General features: G+C 66.1%; 14 protein-coding genes, 2 tRNA genes, 1 other RNA gene and 1 pseudogene. 6 read left to right on the forward strand and 12 right to left on the reverse strand.

The features are described from left to right. Position 1: 1 nt before the first annotated feature. From F7O44_RS28310 to F7O44_RS28320, 3 genes are read left to right on the forward strand one after another with little or no spacing between them, the layout of a single operon-like run. A complete protein-coding gene (locus tag F7O44_RS28310) occupies positions 2-1549 on the forward strand; it encodes a replication initiator (RefSeq protein WP_162453694.1) in 1548 nt (515 codons plus the stop codon). 15 nt (positions 1550-1564) lie between these two features. Further along, on the forward strand, positions 1565-1762 hold the full coding sequence (locus tag F7O44_RS28315; RefSeq protein ID WP_162453695.1) for an excisionase family DNA-binding protein: 198 nt from the start codon (positions 1565-1567) through the stop codon (positions 1760-1762). Beyond that, positions 1759-2991 carry a site-specific integrase gene (locus F7O44_RS28320; protein ID WP_162453696.1) on the forward strand — a complete coding sequence of 411 codons (1233 nt, stop codon included), beginning with the start codon at positions 1759-1761 and terminating at the stop codon, positions 2989-2991. Before F7O44_RS28315 ends, F7O44_RS28320 begins: the two co-directional genes overlap by 4 nt. Positions 2992-3067: 76 nt before the next feature. Here F7O44_RS28320 and F7O44_RS28325 read toward each other — a convergent pair. Then, positions 3068-3141, reverse strand: a tRNA-Pro gene (locus F7O44_RS28325). A 327-nt stretch (positions 3142-3468) separates the two neighbouring features. Further along, positions 3469-4359, reverse strand: coding sequence for a metallophosphoesterase (locus F7O44_RS28330; protein ID WP_174256007.1), 891 nt, complete (start codon positions 4357-4359; stop codon positions 3469-3471). Positions 4360-4429: 70 nt separating this feature from the next. Between F7O44_RS28330 and F7O44_RS28335 the strand changes: the two genes are divergently transcribed. Next, positions 4430-5917 carry an MFS transporter gene (locus tag F7O44_RS28335; RefSeq protein WP_162453698.1) on the forward strand — a complete coding sequence of 496 codons (1488 nt, stop codon included), beginning with the start codon at positions 4430-4432 and terminating at the stop codon, positions 5915-5917. Between the two features lie 92 nt (positions 5918-6009). Beyond that, a complete protein-coding gene (locus F7O44_RS28340; RefSeq protein ID WP_162453699.1) occupies positions 6010-6465 on the forward strand; it encodes a GatB/YqeY domain-containing protein in 456 nt (151 codons plus the stop codon). Between the two features lie 5 nt (positions 6466-6470). On the opposite strand, the gene F7O44_RS28345 is transcribed toward F7O44_RS28340, so the two are convergent. From F7O44_RS28345 to ffs, 8 genes are all read right to left on the reverse strand, one after another. Continuing rightward, positions 6471-7937 (reverse strand): PQQ-binding-like beta-propeller repeat protein, encoded by a 1467-nt coding sequence (locus F7O44_RS28345; protein ID WP_162453700.1) that lies wholly within the window; start codon positions 7935-7937, stop codon positions 6471-6473. A 47-nt stretch (positions 7938-7984) separates the two neighbouring features. Beyond that, the gene (locus tag F7O44_RS28350; protein WP_162453701.1) at positions 7985-9058 is read right to left on the reverse strand and encodes an aspartate-semialdehyde dehydrogenase; all 1074 of its coding nucleotides are present in this window, start codon (positions 9056-9058) and stop codon (positions 7985-7987) included. Next, a complete protein-coding gene (locus F7O44_RS28355; protein WP_162453702.1) occupies positions 9055-10332 on the reverse strand; it encodes an aspartate kinase in 1278 nt (425 codons plus the stop codon). Before F7O44_RS28355 ends, F7O44_RS28350 begins: the two co-directional genes overlap by 4 nt. Before the next feature lie 99 nt (positions 10333-10431). Further along, entirely contained in the window at positions 10432-11031 is a 600-nt protein-coding gene (locus tag F7O44_RS28360; protein ID WP_162453703.1) for a DUF5063 domain-containing protein, read from the reverse strand. Next, positions 11024-11623, reverse strand: coding sequence for a recombination mediator RecR (recR, locus tag F7O44_RS28365; protein WP_162453704.1), 600 nt, complete (start codon positions 11621-11623; stop codon positions 11024-11026). The genes F7O44_RS28360 and recR overlap by 8 nt, the downstream gene beginning before the upstream one ends. A gap of 18 nt (positions 11624-11641) precedes the next feature. Then, on the reverse strand, positions 11642-12046 hold the full coding sequence (locus tag F7O44_RS28370; protein WP_162453705.1) for a YbaB/EbfC family nucleoid-associated protein: 405 nt from the start codon (positions 12044-12046) through the stop codon (positions 11642-11644). 104 nt (positions 12047-12150) lie between these two features. Next, positions 12151-14289 carry a DNA polymerase III subunit gamma and tau gene (locus tag F7O44_RS28375; protein ID WP_174256005.1) on the reverse strand — a complete coding sequence of 713 codons (2139 nt, stop codon included), beginning with the start codon at positions 14287-14289 and terminating at the stop codon, positions 12151-12153. Between the two features lie 67 nt (positions 14290-14356). After that, positions 14357-14454: signal recognition particle sRNA small type (gene ffs / locus F7O44_RS28380), an RNA gene on the reverse strand. A gap of 127 nt (positions 14455-14581) precedes the next feature. Here ffs and F7O44_RS28385 point away from each other — a divergent pair. Next, positions 14582-14669: transfer RNA gene (locus F7O44_RS28385), tRNA-Ser, on the forward strand. Positions 14670-14744: 75 nt separating this feature from the next. Here the strand turns inward: F7O44_RS28385 and F7O44_RS28390 are convergent. Both F7O44_RS28390 and F7O44_RS28395 read right to left on the reverse strand, forming a co-directional pair. Then, positions 14745-15996, reverse strand: a pseudogene (locus F7O44_RS28390) (tyrosine-type recombinase/integrase). Positions 15997-16004: 8 nt separating this feature from the next. Further along, a complete protein-coding gene (locus tag F7O44_RS28395; RefSeq protein WP_162453707.1) occupies positions 16005-16226 on the reverse strand; it encodes an excisionase family DNA-binding protein in 222 nt (73 codons plus the stop codon). Between the last annotated feature and the right edge of the window lie 7 nt (positions 16227-16233).

Raw genomic sequence — 16233 nt, forward strand, 5'->3', positions numbered from 1 at the left:
GATGACATTGCCTCGACTGGATAACGACACGGTACGCGGGCTCGCCGTCGCGGAGCGGGTGTGTGTGCGCCCGATCATGTCCCGGCTGACCGATACCGAAACCGGCGACACCAGGACGGTCCTGATCCCGTGCGGCTCCACGAGAGAGACCGTGTGCCCGTCGTGCGCCGACCGGGCGCGTCGGTTGCGGATGCAGCAATGCCGCGAAGGGTGGCATCTCACAGAAGAACCCACCACCGACCACGACGACAACGGCCAGAACGACGACGAGAACGAGGAGAACGACAGCGACGGCAACGGCCAGGACGACGGGGATGGTGGGGCGCGTCGGGTCCGCTCCACTCGTCGCCGCGACGACGCCGACGACCTACCCCGACCGCCGAAACAGCACACCACCCTCGGACGCAGCTTCGACACCCCGGACGGGAAGACCTACCGGCCGTCGATGTTTGTCACCCTCACCATGCCCAGCTACGGGCGCGTGACCCGTGAAGGCGTCCCGGTTGATCCGGACAGCTATGACTACCGGCGCGCCGCGTTGGACGCGTTGCATTTCCCGAAGGTGGTGGACCGGTTCTGGCAGAACCTGCGCCGCGCCACCGGTATGCCAGTGCAGTACTTCGCCACCGTCGAACCACAACGCCGACTCGCCCCGCACCTGCACGCCGCCGTACGGGGCACCTTCCCACGTGCCCTGATCCGCCAAGTGGTCGCGGCCACCTACCACCAGCTCTGGTGGCCACCCCATGACGAGGTCGTCTACGACGGTGACCGGTTGCCGGTGTGGGATGAGCACGCGGGCGGCTACTGCGACCCGGACACCGGGGCGTTGCTGCCGACCTGGGACGCGGCCCTCGATGCGCTCGACGCCGACCCCGACGCGGAACCCGCACATGTCGTCCGGTTCGGGACCCAGATCGACATGCAAGGCATCCTCGCCGGAACCCCCGCCGCTGACCGCCGCGTCGGCTACCTCACCAAATACCTCACCAAGAACATCTCCGACGACATCGACACCGACGAGCCCTCGGCGGCCCGCCAAGCCCACATCGACCGCATCGCTCACGAGGTCCGCTGGCTGCCCTGCGCGCCGACATGCGCGAACTGGCTCCGCTTCGGTGTCCAGCCCAAGAACACCCGTCCTGGATTGGTACCGGGGCTGTGCCGATCCAAAGCACATGACCGGGACCATCTCGGCCTCGGTGGCCGTCGTGTGCTCGTGTCGCGCCGCTGGACCGGCAAGACACTCACCGAACACAAGGCCGACCGCGCCGCCGTCGTCCGCACCGTCCTCGCTGAGGCGGGTGTCGAGATGGACGACCACGGCGAGTTCTCGGCAACCGCCACCCGCTCGGACGGACAGCCTCGCTACGTGTGGTCAACCGTCAAACCCGGCGACACCGACGCGCCCTCCTACTTGCGGCTCATCGCCCACGCCATCACCCGAAGACAGGCATGGCGCGAGCAATACGAGCAGGCCAAACAACGCGCCGGACCACCCGGCCCGAATCTTTCGGCAACCATCCCCGGAGCCGCCACAGCGGCATGATCGAAAGGAAGAGGCATGACGGAGACAACGATCAAACCCAGGTGGCACACGACAGCCGAAGTAGCGGGGATGCTCGGCTTCGGTTTGTCTAAGACGAAAATGCTGGTCATCACCGGTGAGATTCGCTCGGTCAAGGTCGGCGCGCATCGGCGCATCCTGCCGGAATGGGTGGATGAGTACGTGGCCCGCGTAACTGAAGAGTGCGCGGCATGAGCGGGCGAGCCAGGGCGAACGGCGAAGGATCGATCTTTCCGTACCGCAACGGTTTCGCCGCGTATGCGTGGGTCGTCCGGCCGGACGGTCGCCGGATGCGCAAGTACGTCTACGGCAAGACGCGTGAGATCGTCCACGAGAAATGGATCAAACTCCAGCAAGACGCTAAACAAGGTCCGATGACGTCCACGGACATGACGGTCGCGGACTACATGACTTACTGGCTGGAGGAGGTGATCAAACCGAACAAGGCACCGCTGACGTACGCGACGTATGAGACGTTCATACGGCTCTACATCGTGCCCGGCCTCGGAGCCGAGAAGCTGTCTCGCCTACAGGTTCAACCGCGCAAGGTTCAGAAATGGCTCAACGCCGTTGCCGCTACGTGCCAGTGCTGCGCACAGGGCAAGGACGCGGCGCGCCATCCCGAGCGTCGCCGCTGTTGCGCTCTTGAACGCCCTGAGTGCTGTGAAAACCTCCTGAGTCCCCGAAGCTTGAGCGACATCCGCACGTGCTTTCGATCGGCCTTATCTAATGCGATCGACGACGAGTTGATCACCAAGAACGTAGCCAAGTCGATCAAACTCCCGACCGTACGCAAGCCAAAACGGAAGCGGTGGACTAGCGAACAGGCACGGCAGTTCCTGGAGTCGGCTCGCTCGGACTGCGACCCCTTCTACGCGGCATACGTCTTGGTGCTGGTGATGGCGATGCGCAAGGGCGAAGTCCTTGGTCTCCTGGTCGATGCGGTCGATCTCGACGCTGGCGAGCTTGGCATCGAGCACCAGTTACAACGTGTCCGCCGCCAGCTTCTACACCGCGAGACGAAAACGGAGGCATCAGACGACACACTCCCGCTCCCGGGCATCGCATCGACGGCACTCAGCCAGCGCTTGGCTCGGCGAGACCGCGACCGCGAGCAGGCAGGCGAGGCCTGGCAGGAGTTCGGCCTGATGTTCTGCACTCGCTATGGCACACCAATCGAGCCGCGCAACTTCAACCGTGCTTGGGATGCGCGGTGCCGTAAGGCGGAAGTGCCGAAGATCTCGGTGCACGACGGCCGCCGAACCTGTGGCTCACTGCTCGCTGACCTCGATGTCCACCCGCGCGTCGCCATGCGCATCCTGCGTCACGCACAATTCGCCGTCACCATGGAGATCTACACAGAGGTGTCCTCGGAAGCCACACAGGCGGGCCTCAAACGGCTCGGAGAGAGCTTGGAAAGGTGAAGCTGTTGCTGTACTTTGCTGCTGTACTGAACGCGAGGGGCCGGTCCCCATTGTGGAAACCGGCCTCTGAGCTGCGTCGGGGTGACAGGATTTGAACCTGCGACCTCTTCGTCCCGAACGAAGCGCGCTACCAAGCTGCGCCACACCCCGAAAGCTGCCGGCCCAGCATATCCGAGATCAGTCGCGTACCCGAAATCGGCTGGTGATCGACGTGATTGGTATCCCGCACCGGAAATCCTTGCTCCTGAGTCTGCCGCCAGCGGCGCGCTGTGTTGTCGTCGTGGCTCGAACTGTTGTCGTGGCTCGAAGAACCCAGATCGGACCCTCGTCCGCCTCCCACCCCGCCCCTCAGGTGATCGTCAGGGCGCTGTGGTCGTTGTGGGGTGATCGTCAGTACGTTGTGGTCGCGGGCTAGCAACCACAACGTACTGACGATCACCCGGAGGAGTGCGAACGCCGACCACCCAAGCCAAGTGGCTAGGGCCTGGCCACGAGCTTGAGTAGGCTCGCCTCAGGTGGGCAGGCAAACCGCACCGGCGTGTACGGCGACGTGCCAAGGCCGGCCGAGACGTGCATCCAGGCGGTGTCGGGGCCGCCGTCGGCCGGATGCCTGGAGACGCCTTTGACCCGGTCGGTATCGAGGTCACAGTTGGTCACCAGGGCGCCGTAGCCGGGCACACACAACTGGCCGCCATGGGTGTGTCCGGCGAGCAGCAATCGGTATCCATCGGCAGCCATGGCGTCGAGCACCCGGAGATACGGGGCATGGGTCACGCCGATGGCCAGGTCGGTACCGGCCACCGGGGGGCCTGCGACGGCGTTGTACCTGTCTCGTCCGAGATGGGGGTCGTCGACGCCGGCGAACGACAGGCGGTGATCGGCGACGGTCAAGTCGCCGCGGGCATTCGTGAGATCGAGCCATCCCGCGTCGGTCAGCCCGTCTCGAAGATCTCGCCAGGGCAGATCGGGTTGGTGGACACGGGCAGCGCCTCGGGTAGGCAGGAGGTAGGCGGCCGGGTTCTTGGGGCGTGGACTGTAGTAGTCGTTCGAGCCGAAGACGAAGACACCTGGCCTGGACAGCAACGGCTCGAAGGCGTAAAGCACGGCCGACACGGCCTCGGAATGCGCGAGGTTGTCTCCGGTGTTGACCACCAGGTCCGGCTCGAGCGCGGCCAACCCGCGCACCCACTCGATCTTGCTCTGCTGGTTGGGTGTCATATGCAGATCAGAGACATGCAGGACGCGGATCGGCCGGCTTCCAGGAGGAAGCACCGGTACTTCGAACCTTCGGAGGCGATATGAACGCACTTCGTACCCGGCAGCGTATGCGAGACCGCCGAGTGCGAGTCCGGTCAGGCCGATCATCATCCGTTTGGCAACCACCAGCCAAGGTTCCCACACCAGCGCCGGTGTCGGCGCATCGTCATAGGTTATGGGCATGAGCGGCGAGGCTGTCGACGACATCATCCGGTTGCGCAGCGGCCGCGGCCGGGCTTTGCTCGCGGCGATGGCGCTCGGGTCGGGCATGGCCTTTCTGGACAGCACCGTGGTCAATGTCGCCCTGCCCACCATCGGCCGCGACTTCGACGCCGGTATGGCGGCACTGCAATGGACCGTCAACGCCTACACGCTGATGCTCGCGTCGCTGATCTTGCTCGGTGGCGCGCTTGGAGACCGGTTCGGCCGGCGGCGGATCTTCCTGATCGGCGTCGCGTGGTTCACCGTGGCGTCGGTGCTCTGTGCGGTCGCGCCCAGCGTGGAGGTCCTCGTCGTGGCTCGGGCACTGCAGGGCATCGGTGGGGCATTGCTGACGCCCGGAGCCTTGTCCATCCTGCAAACCTCGATCCACCCGGATGACCGGGCGAAGGCGATCGGCGCATGGGCCGGGCTCACCGGCATGTCCGGCGTCGTGGGCCCGCTGCTCGGTGGCTGGCTGCTGGAGTTCGACTGGCGATGGGTGTTCTGGATCAATGTGCCCATCGCCGCCGTCACGGTGTGGTTGACCAGGCGCTGCGCACCCGAGTCTCGCCAGTTGCGCCCTGAACAGAGCTTCGACTGGGCGGGTGCGGCGTTCGGGGCCGTCGCCCTGGGGGCCGGCACATACGCCCTGATCGCCGCCGCTGACGCGCCTGAGCCAGGGCCGCTGGTGGGTGCCATGGTCCTCACGATCACCGCCGCGGCAGCGTTTCTCCGGCGGCAGGCGACGGCCTCGGCGCCCATGGTGCCGTTGTCGCTGTTCGCCGACCGTACGTTCAGCGTGATCAACGCGATGACGTTCGCTGTATATGCCGGCCTGTCCGGCGTGATGTTCTTCCTGGTCATCCATCTGCAGGTGTCACTGGGGTGGAGTCCTCTAGCCGCCGGACTGTCCAGTCTGCCGATCACGCTGTTGATGCTGCTCCTCTCCGGGCGCAGCGCCGAGCTCGCCACCAAGGTGGGCGTGCGCCTGCCCCTGGTAGCCGGTTCGGTGATCGGCGGAGTAGGCACGGCGCTGCTGACCACGGCCGCTCCCGGCTCCAGCTACGTCACTGCCGTCTTGCCGGGCATGACCCTGCTCGGTATCGGCTTGGTCATCTTGGTTCCCACCTTGACCGCCACGGTGATGTCGTCGGCCCCGGCCGAGCTGGCCGGTGTGGCCAGCGGCGTCAACAACGGGGTGTCACGAGCGGCCGGACTGATGGCCGTTGCCGCCATTCCGGCGATGGTCGGGCTGGCCGGCACCAGCTATGCCGATGCTGACCTCATGACCGCCGCCTTCCGGGGCGCAATGCTCATCTGTGCGGGTTTGCTGGTCGCCGGTGGAGCGCTCGCGGCGTTCCTGCTGCCGATGCCCGGTGCGAAGCTCGACCACGAAGCCACCGAAGAAGCAGGTGAGACCTCGGCGCCGTGTCCGGCCCCGGGGCTGCCGCCGGCGCACGGGCATTGAGCCGCTCCGGTCTGGAAACCTCCGTCGGCCGTGGTGAATCGGTCTGGAGCAACTCGTTATGTCCAGCCGCGCCTTTCCGGCACACTATGCCCATGGCCTCTCTCAAAGACCGGATCAAGAGCGATCTCACCGACGCGATGCGGGCGCGTGACGACGTGCGCAAGGGCACACTCCGGATGACTCTGTCCGCCATCGGCACCGCTGAGGTAGCTGGTAGCGCCGCGAAGGAACTCAGCGACGACGAGGTCATCACCGTGCTCACGCGTGAGGTCAAACGCCGTCGGGAGGCCGCCGAAGCGTTCCGTGCGGGCGGGCGCGCCGACAGCGCTCAGCGCGAAGAGGCGGAGGCTGCCATCATCTCCGAGTATCTCCCCGCACAACTGTCCGGCGAAGAGTTGGCCCAGCTGGTTGATCAGGCCGTGGCAGAGGCCGGGGCTGAGTCACCACGCGACATGGGCAAGGTCATGAAGGTCCTGCAACCGAAGGTGGCCGGCCGGGCCGAAGGCCGCGTCGTCGCGGATGCTGTCAAGCAGCGGCTCACAACCTGATGTGTTCAGGAGTCGTCGCTTTCCTCACGGAAGCTGATGTACTCACCATCCGCACTGTGGACACGGAACCCGCCGTTGTACGAAGTCAGGAACTGCGCTTCGAAATCGCCGTCGGATGGGACTGAAACCATCCACAATTGATGATCATCGCGGTCGAGGTCGTAGCCGGTGACCGTCCCGTCAACCCGGTTCAGGACGTAGACGGTCGACTCAGCCAGCGCGTATGTGTGCTCCTCGCGTGGGCCAGGGAGCTCGAACAGTTGGTCACCCGTCGCTGAGAAGATCCGGGCCGGCAGGTCGGAGTCATGCGGCGAGATCCCGATCAGGGCGGGCTCCCGGGGCGAACGCGGAGCCAGTGCGTAGTCGATGCGGGCCGAACCGATGCCGCGGCGCAGCCACGACCATTGGCGGCGCTCGACGCTGCGCACCGCTATGTCGGTTCCGAAATTCAGCAGGGCGGCGTGGTCCTCGTCCACCTGTGTGACATGTACGTAGCTGGCGGCGTCGTCGCCGGTTACCAGGTCCCACGTGAGCTGACCGTCGCTGGTGTCGAATGTCAGTAGCCTGATGCCTCCGTCGCGGTACGCGTATAACTCGTCGCCGACGACGGCCAGCCGCCAGGAGTCATCTTCTGGGCGGGATCCGCCGTGAGACCGCGGCCGGTCCGGCCAGCGCGTAACCGTATCTGTCTCCCATTCCGTCTCTCCGGATGCGAGCCCGATCGCCGAAATCTTCTCGCCGGTGGCGGCATAGGCTCGTTCGGCGTCGACCGTGAACGACACCGCCGGCGCCGACCATAGATGCTCGCCGGTGGTAGTGGCGTGGGCGTGCAGCCACACGTGCCGGTCTTCGTCGAGGCTCTGGACCAGCAGGACGTCGGCGGCACGTGAAAAAGTCGGACCGCCGACGTCGTCATGGACTGGCACACCGTAAGCCGCACAGCTGAGCAGGACTTCCTCGTCGTCCAGCAACACCGCGAGCGCGGAGTTGTCTTCGGGGACCCGAGCGAAGACCTGAGCGAGCGCACGATCACCGGGAAAGCCTGCCACCGTCGCCACGATGTACAGGGGGCTGTCGGCCAGTTGATGGCTGAGCGAAGGCTCGCCGTCCATGACGGTGTCGCCGATGAAGGTGACCGTCGCGGCGTCAACATCGATAACGAACCCATGCGGCGACCCGCTGCCTTGCCGCATGGGTGTCACGTAATCGAGCTCCCGGTATGTGCTGCGCCGACCGGATGTGACCGGCTCCTCGAGTACCGCCTCCGGTACTCGGGCCACCTGAGGCTCGTGGACCTCGTGGTCCTCGGGTAGCCCCGGGCCCGTACATTCGACGCTCAACGGTTCGGGCGGAGCGTCGTCGTCGCCGGAGTTGATCCACCACAAGGTCCCGGCGGCAGCGATCAGTACGGCCGCCATGCCGCCGTACTTCACCACCTGCTGACGTCTCGCGTCCTCACTCGCTCTCGGCACCCGCGAAGCTTACCGGTGGTCTTGATCTATGCGACGTTCAACCCTGACTATTTGTGACTCCCGGTCAGCTCGGCCGCGACCAGCTCGGCGATCTGGGCGGTATTCAGGGCCGCGCCTTTGCGTAGGTTGTCGCCGCAGACGAACAGGTCGAGGGAGTGGGTGTCGTCCAAGGAGCGCCGGACCCGGCCGACCCAGGTGGGGTCGGTGCCGACGACGTCGGCGGGTGTGGGGAACTCGCCGCGCGCGGCGTCGTCGTACAGCACGACGCCCGGCGCGTCTCGCAGGATCTCCCAAGCAAGCTCGGTGCTGACTTCACGGTCGAAGGTGGCGTGCATGGCTACCGAGTGGGTGGTGACCACTGGCACTCGGACGCAGGTAGCTGAGACCTTGAGGTCGGGTAGATCGAGGATCTTGCGGGACTCGTTGCGGATTTTGAGCTCTTCGGAGCTCCAGCCGCCGTCCTTGAGGGAACCGGCCCAGGGGACGACGTTCATCGCCAGCGGCGCGGGAAACGGACCGAGGTCGTCGCCGACAACCCGGCGGACGTCGCCGGGCTGCGAGCCCACGTCGCGGTTACCGGCGACCTTGCTGAGCTGGTCGTGCAGCGTGTCGATGCCGCCCTGTCCGGCACCCGAAGCGGCCTGGTACGAGGCGGCGAAGACCTGGGTCAGCTCGAGTTCAGCGTGCAGCGCACCCAGCACCACGATCATGGACAGCGTGGTGCAGTTCGGATTCGCGATGATGCCTTTCGGCCGGTTTCGTGCGGCCGGCGCGTTGACCTCGGGCACGACCAGCGGCACGTCGGAGTCCATCCGGAAAGCGCCGGAGTTGTCGACGGCGACGGCTCCGCGCGCGGCCGCTACTGGCGCCCATTCGGCCGAGACCTCGTCGGGTACGTCGAACATGGCGACGTCGACGTCGTCGAACACCTCGGGTGCCAGCGCCTGGACTTCGACGTCCTCTCCGCGCACGGACAACAGGCGTCCGGCGGAGCGTGGTGAGGCGATCAGTCGGATCTCACCCCACACGTTCTGCCGGGTCGAGAGGATCTGGCGCATCACGGTGCCCACCGCTCCGGTGGCACCGACAATCGCGAGCGTAGGAAGATCGTGATTGCTCATCGGCCGGTCCCTCCGTACACAACAGCTTCGACCTCGGCTACGTCGAGGTCGAAAGCCCGGTGGATGGCCCCCACAGCGGTGTCTACGTCCTCGCCGCGCACCACCACCGAGATGCGGATCTCGGACGTAGAGATCATCTCGATGTTCACCCCGGAATCGGCGAGCGAACCGAAGAACTTGGCGCTCACGCCGGGATGACTGCGCATGCCTGCGCCGATGAGTGACACCTTGCCGATGCCGTCGTCGTAGCGCAGTGCCTCGAAGCCGACCTGGTCCTGTACGGCCGTCAGCGCCTCCATTGCGGCCGGGCCGTCCGTGGCCGGCAAGGTGAAGGAGATGTCGGTGCGGTTGGTATCCGCGGCCGAGACATTCTGCACGATCATGTCGATGTTCACGTCGGCGGCGGCCACGGAGCGGAAGATGGTCGCGGCCTCGCCGACCTTGTCGGGTACACCCACGACGGTGATCTTCGCCTCGCTGCGGTCGTGTGCGACCCCGGAGATGATCGGCTGCTCCATGTCGGTGTGGTCACTTCCTTCACTCTTGTCTGACACCCAGGTGCCGTCCAGCGTGGAGAAGCTGGAGCGCACGTGGATGGGAATGCCGTAGCGGCGGGCGTACTCGACGCAGCGCAGATGGAGGATCTTCGCTCCACACGCGGCCATCTCTAGCGTCTCTTCGTAGCTGATCCGCGGAACCCGGCGGGCGGCCGCAACGATACGTGGATCAGCGGTAAATATGCCGTCGACGTCGGTGTAGATCTCGCAGACACTGGCATCGAGCGCCGCCGCGAGCGCCACGGCCGTCGTGTCCGAGCCGCCGCGGCCCAGCGTGGTGATGTCCTTGCTGTCCTGGCTGACGCCCTGGAAGCCGGCGACGATGGCGATGGCGCCGCCGTCGAGTGCTTGCCGGATTCTCCCCGGCGTGACGTCGATGATGCGGGCCTTGCCATGCGATGAGTCGGTGATGACACCGGCCTGACTGCCGGTGAAGGACCTGGCTTCGTGGCCGAGGTCGCCAATGGCCATGGCGAGTACCGCCATGGAGATTCTCTCACCTGCGGTCAGCAACATGTCGAGCTCTCGCCCGGCCGGAACCGGGGAAACTTCTTTGGCGAGATCGATCAGTTCATCCGTGGTGTCACCCATGGCCGACACGATGACGACGACCTCGTGGCCGGCTTTTTTGGTGTCGACGATGCGCCGCGCCACCCGCTTGATGGCCGCGGCGTCGGAGACGGACGATCCGCCGTACTTCTGGACGACCAGGCCCACGGCGTGCTCCTAGAGTCAGCGTAATTCGTGCCATGGCAGTCTATGCGAGGCACCGCCCTGACCGGCGACTGTCCGGATCGCGGAACGCTCCGGGAACTGTCAGCTGTCGACCTGGTCCAGCAGCGAGCGCTCTTCGGCGCCGGTGGCGTCGTCGCGTTCGTGGTCGAGGCGAGTGTGCGCGATGAGCGAGTGCAGCGCCCGCATGGCCGCGCCACAGGTGGACCCCCAGGACGACATGTAGGAGAACTGCCACCACCACAGCGCCTCCACGGTGCGTCCGTCGCGATAGTGCGACAGCCCATGCAAGAGGTCAGCGGCAATGCTGGCGAGGTCGTCAGAGAGGCGGAAGCCAGTGACGCCACGCTCGGGATCAATGGGATCGATGACCTCGACATACGGATCAATCGGGTCAAGCAGCTTCGCCAGCCGCTCCCGGAGTTCGTCGACGTCGGCGTCCGGTCCGGTGTCGGGTTCGAAGCGGCCGTGTGGAACGACGTCGCTGATCGCACCCAGCCGGCCACCAGCCAGAGAAAGCTGGCTGACCTCGAGCAGCAGCAGCGACAGCGTGCTGGCCGGGTCTTCACCGCGGGCGATCTCACGCAGTGCGAGCAGGAAGCTCTCCACCTGGTCGGCGATCTCGGCTCCGAACTCGGAGTACTCGTCACCGGGTTTGGTCATGGTTGCTGTTTCCTCAGACATCAAGCTGCCTCCTGCCCTCGAATGCGCGGCCCAGGGTGACCTCGTCGGCGTACTCGAGGTCACCTCCCACCGGGAGGCCACTAGCCAAGCGTGTCACACGTAGGCCCATCGGTTTGACCAACCTCGCGAGATAAGTGGCGGTCGCCTCTCCTTCGAGGTTTGGGTCGGTGGCGATGATCAGCTCGGTAATGGTTCCGTCGGCCAGGCGGGTCATCAGTTCTTTCACCCGAAGTTCATCTGGGCCGACGCCCTCGATTGGGCTGATGGCGCCGCCCAGTACGTGATAGCGGCCGCGGAACTCGCGGGTGCGCTCAATGGCGACCACGTCTTTGGGTTCTTCGACGACGCAGAGGACGGACCGGTCACGGCGCGGGTCACGGCAGATCTGGCATTGCTCGGCCTCGGCCACGTTTCCGCACGTGGCGCAGAACCGCACCTTCTCCTTGACCTCGGTCAGTGCCTCGGCAAGGCGTCGGACGTCGTCGGGTTCGGCGGCGAGAACATGGAAGGCGATACGTTGCGCGCTCTTGGGGCCGACGCCGGGAAGCCGGCCGAGCTCGTCTATGAGACTCTGAACGACGCCTTCGTACATGCCCGGTCCCGGCCTTCTTTAAGCGTCGTTGTCGCGGCGCGGGTCGGACTCGGGCGACTCGTCACCCTGTGTAACAGCGCCGGGGATGGACGACGCGCCACCGAACAGTCCTTCGCCGCCGCCACCGCCCAGTAGCCCTTCAACGCCACCGCCGATGGAGCCCAGCTGTTCGCTGGCCTGCCGCTGAATCTCGGCATGGGCGTCGCGTACGGCGGCGACAATGAGGTCGGTCAAGGTGTCGATGTCTTCGGGGTCGACCACAGACGGATCGAGCTGGAGGTCGGTGAGCTCGCCACCGCCGGTCATGGTCGCGCGGACGAGGCCCCCGCCCGCCGTGCCGGTGACCTCGCTCTCGGCGAGATCTTGCTGGGCGGCCATCAGCTGCTCCTGCATACGCTGAGCCTGCTCGAGCAACTGACTCATGTCGAAACCTTCGGAACCACCGGGCGGAAACACTGCGGGAACTCCTAGAGACGGGTCAAGTTCGGTGAGTCGAGCCTACGGCACAGTAAGGGGTCTTCTGCGCGTCAGGTGCTCTCGGACTCCGAGATCACGGTGGCGCCGAGAGTGCGGGCCAGTAATTCCTGCTCGGACTCGCCCGAGTTGTCGAGATTGTCGTCGTCGAGGTCGGCACCGTGGTCGCCGGCGTCATCGGGCTCGGCCTTCTCGGCAAGCGCCGTCTTCTCTGCCACGGCCGGGTCGGCCTGCCTGGCGCGGTGCTGTTGAATCGCCGCCCGCGCGGCGGCCTGCGCCGCGCTGGACGGGGTCTCAGCGGGTGCTTCGGTGCTGGCAGGAGCCGGCTGGACACCGGCCGGCTCGGGCACGGCTTGCGGTCCAGCGGGCGCTGGAGTTCGTGCGGCGACGGCGCCGCCGCCGGACGTTGAGGTGGGATCGGCTGACGGGTCGACGATCGCTTCGATCCGCACATCGACCAGGAGCACGTCCTTGATCGCCTGCCGGAGATTCGCCTGGAAGTCCTCACGCCGGGCGAACGTGTCACGCAGAGTTGGCTGCCGGAAGGCCAGCGTCAATACCCCATCGGCGATGTCGGTGACCGCCGACTCTTGAGAGATCAGGCTCCACGGGGTGCGTTTGATCTCACGAAGCCGGACCATGACCTCCGGCCACATGCGTCTGACGTCGGCGATGCCCGGCCCGCCGGCCGGCGCGGGGGCAGCCGGTGTGGCCGCGGCCGGCGCGGGGACAGCCGGTGTGACGCGCGGGGGCGCCGGCTCTCCCGGCTCAGGCGGCTCGACTGGCGGGACCGGTTCACGTGGCGATGGCGGCTCGACCGGTGGCACCGGCTCGCGGGGCGGCGATGGCTCCGCGGGCGGAACGGGTTCGCTGGGCGGCGGTATGGGGTCTCGTGGCGGCGCCGGCTCGCCGGGCGCCGGTTGCGGATCGACCGGACGCGGTGGCTTGGGGGACCTGGGATCGGTCGGCTCCGGTTCTGTCACCGCGGCCATGCGGGCCGGGGCAGCAACCGGCATCGATCCGTCGCCACCAGCGAGGCGGCGCTCGAGCCGGTCGAGGCGGGCCTGAATGCCGGATGTGGAGTGGTCGGCACCGGGCAGCATCAGCCGTGCACACACGAGCTCGAGCTGCAGGCGGGTGGGGGTGGCGCCCTTCATCGCGGTGATGCCGTCGTCGACGACGTCGGCCAGCCGAATCAGGTCGGAGGCGCCGAAACGGGCGGCCTGCGCGGTCATCCGATCCGCCTGGTCTTCCGGTGCGTCGATCAGGCCGTGAGTGGCAGCTTCGGGTGCGGCCCGGACGACCACCAGATCGCGGAATCTCTCCAGCACGTCGGTGAGGAAGCGCCTGGGGTCGTGTCCTGAATCCATGACCCGGTCCACTGCGGAGAACATGGTCGCGGAGTCGTTGCTGGCGATGGCGTCGACAACTTCGTCGAGTAATGCGGCGTCGGTGAAGCCGAGCAACTGGGATGCGAGCTCATAGGTGACGCCTTCGTCGCCGGCACCGGCGATCAGCTGGCCGAGCACCGACTGCGCGTCTCGCGCGGACCCCGCGCCGGCCCGGGCGACCAGGGCGAGGGCGCCCGGCTCGATGGCGACACCTTCCTGCTCGCAGATCCACGCCAGGTTCTGCTGAAGCGTCTTGCTGGGGATGAGCCGGAAGGGGTAGTGATGTGTGCGCGACCTGATGGTGCCGAGGATCTTGTCCGGTGCGGTGGTGGCGAAGATGAACTTCAGATGGGCCGGTGGCTCTTCGATCAGTTTGAGCAGAGCATTGGCCGCGCCCGGACCGAGCTGGTGCGCCTCGTCGATCACATAGATCTTGAAGCGTGAGGATACCGGGGCGAAGTGGGCCTTCTCGCGCAGCTCGCGGGCGTCGTCGACCAGGCCGTGCGTGGCGGCGTCGAGTTCGACGACGTCCATGCTGCCGGAGCCGTTCGGGGCAAGCGCGATGCAGGAGTGGCACGTACCACACGGTCGCGAGGTCGGTCCCTGCTCGCAGTTGAGCGAGCGGGCCAGAATCCGCGCCGACGACGTCTTGCCGCAGCCGCGCGGGCCGGAGAAGAGGTACGCGTGGTGGATCCGGTCATTTTCCAGCGCGCGCATCAGCGGCACCGTGACATGTTCCTGGCCGACGACGTCGGCGAACTGCCCTGGCCGGTAGGTGCGGTACAACGCGAGAGACGACACCCCTGGAACCTTAGTAGGCCGCATGCCTACCGCGCATCCATCGACTACGAGCCTGTGCACCGGGGTATGAAAGGACCCCTCGTGCACCCGGCAGGGCCCGCTTACCCTTGCTGCCTTCCGGCCCTGGGGGAGTTCGGCAGGAATACCGCCGCACGAGGGGTCGGTGACCAAGTGTACCCATACCTGGCCGAGTTTCGATGCGGCCTCTCTGACCGGGGGATGACAGCCGCCGAATCACACTCCGGACCCTCCGATTTCAGCCAGGCCGGGGTCGTCGGATACGCTCTCCGGCGGAGGATTCGCCTAGTGGCCTAGGGCGCACGCTTGGAAAGCGTGTTGGGAGCAATCCCTCAGGGGTTCGAATCCCCTATCCTCCGCCACCGATGGCCAGGGCAAACGCCGGGCACAGCCTGACACGGGCAACGCCCGGCGTTCGTCCCGTCTCAGTTTCCGTCTCATTCGTAGTCCCTCCGGCCTGCTGTGTCGCCGTGGATCGGGTCATTCTCGGCTGGCCAGATGAGGCCATCTACCCGGTCGGCGACTTGACGACGGATCGGGTCCGTAACGTGCTGATAGCGAGCAGCCATCGAAGTAGACGACCAGCCCATAATCGCCATGACGGTCCGTTCAGGGACCCCCCAGCAGCAGGAGGACCGTCGCAGACGTGTGCCTCGCATCGTGAAGCCGTCCGTCATTGACGCCCGCTGCCTTCAGCAACGCCTTCCACTCTCGATAGTCAGTGTTCGGGGACAGCGCCCGGCCGTCCGGCATCGCGAAGACCCATCCTTCGTCACACCAGAGATCGCCCGCCGCGACCCGATCCACGTCCTGCCTTTCCTTGTGCTCCCGCAGGAGGGCGACGATTTCACCAGGCAGCCCTATCGCGCGCTTGCCCGCTCGAGACTTCGTGTCTTTCGTGTCTCGGTTCACCTGCACACGCTGCGGGCAATACCCAGGCTTCTTGCCGCACGTTTCACCGCAACCGTGTCCGTACTTAGGGCGCAAGCGGCTACGGCGCACGCGCAAGACGGCGCCCGTCAAGTCAACGTCGGTCCACCGCAGGCCAAGAGCCTCGCCCTGGCGTAAACCGAGAGCAAGCGCGATAGCCCACCGGGCACTGTTGCGCCGCTCACCCGCGACCTTCAGAATCCGCCTGATCTCATCGACCTCGTATGGCTCTACTTCGTGCTCATCCGGTGTCGGAGCCTTGGCCAGCGTCGCCGGATTCGTGGTCAAGTGGCCCCGCCGCATGGCCTCGTTGAGCGCAGCCCGGATAGTACGGTGCACGTGGTGAGCCGTACCAGCCGCTCTACTTTGATCCAGCATCTTGGCGTACAGCCGCTCCAGGTGTTCTGGTGTCAGTTTGTCGAGCTTGTGCGCCCCGATACCTGGGACGAGGTAGTGAACGATGTCTACCTTGTAACCGTCGTGTGTGTAGCCAGAGATCGCCGGTGGCACGGCGATGTTCTCGATCCAGTGGGTAAGCCACTTCTCAACGGTCCAACGCTGCCCAGCCTTGCGAACTCGGCCCGAGTCACGTTCTTTCTCGAGCGCCCGGACCCTTCTGATAACCGCTGCCTCTGTCTTCGCCTGAACGTGACGACGATCCGGCTTGCCGTCGTCCTTGATTCCGACTGTGACGCGGCCGTGCCAGTTGCCGTCCGCGCCCAGGTAGATGCTCGATGCTCCATTAGGTCTGCGTCCCATCGTGACCCCTACGCCGCTTTCTCGGCGTCGCCGGAGTCGAGCAGGTCAGCGATGTAGCCTTGCAGGCACTCAAAAGGGACGCGGCGTAGTCGTCCGATCTGGACTGACTCCACCTGTGCGGTTGCCAATAGTTCGCACATCTTGGTTCGGCCGATGCGCAGCATGCGGGCGGCTTCCTCGATGGTCAACAGCAGCCCTTGCGGGTCGCGCTCTGACACTTGGGCTTCCATCGCGATC

Origin of the sequence: Phytoactinopolyspora mesophila, from assembly GCF_010122465.1 — a bacterium.
GTDB lineage: Bacteria > Actinomycetota > Actinomycetes > Jiangellales > Jiangellaceae > Phytoactinopolyspora > Phytoactinopolyspora mesophila.